1 protein-coding gene and 1 pseudogene are annotated in these 407 nt (G+C 59.2%); one reads left to right on the top strand and one right to left on the bottom strand.

Annotation, left to right across the window (positions count from 1 at the left end; translation table 11 throughout):
- Positions 1 to 114, bottom strand: a pseudogene (locus AC1D0P_RS30835) (oxidoreductase); the annotation flags it as partial.
- Positions 115 to 212: 98 nt separating this feature from the next.
- Between AC1D0P_RS30835 and AC1D0P_RS30830 the strand changes: the two are divergent.
- The coding region (locus tag AC1D0P_RS30830; RefSeq protein WP_477680206.1) for a helix-turn-helix domain-containing protein at positions 213 to 407 on the top strand (195 nt) is incomplete at its 3' end.

Below are 407 nucleotides of genomic sequence, written 5' to 3'. Positions count from 1 at the left end.
ATCTTTGGGCGGTCCGAAGACGCCCTTGCCGGCAAGCTGCATTGCGCCATAGCCAAGCCGGTTGACCATGCGGTCGCCGAGCTCATAGGTTCCGGATTTTTCAATATTGGACATGATCTGGTCTCCGATTGAAAGACAGGAATGCAGATAGGCCTCTATCGATTTCACGACAACCGACTATAATCCGGACGGGCTGTCCGGAATTACGGACAATGTTGGGGGAACGGGATATGAAGCCGGGAAAGTTGGAGTTGGGGGATGTCAGTGCGTTCCTGGCCGTGGCGCGCGCAGGCGGTTTTCGCGAGGCGGCGCGGGCAAGCGACATGAGTTCATCGGTGCTCAGCGACGCGGTCAGGCGGCTCGAAACCGAGCTTGGCGTGCGGCTCTTCAACCGCACGACGCGCAGC

The organism is Polaromonas sp. P1_G2 (assembly GCF_056405515.1).
This window is presented reverse-complemented; position numbering and strand designations above follow the sequence as displayed.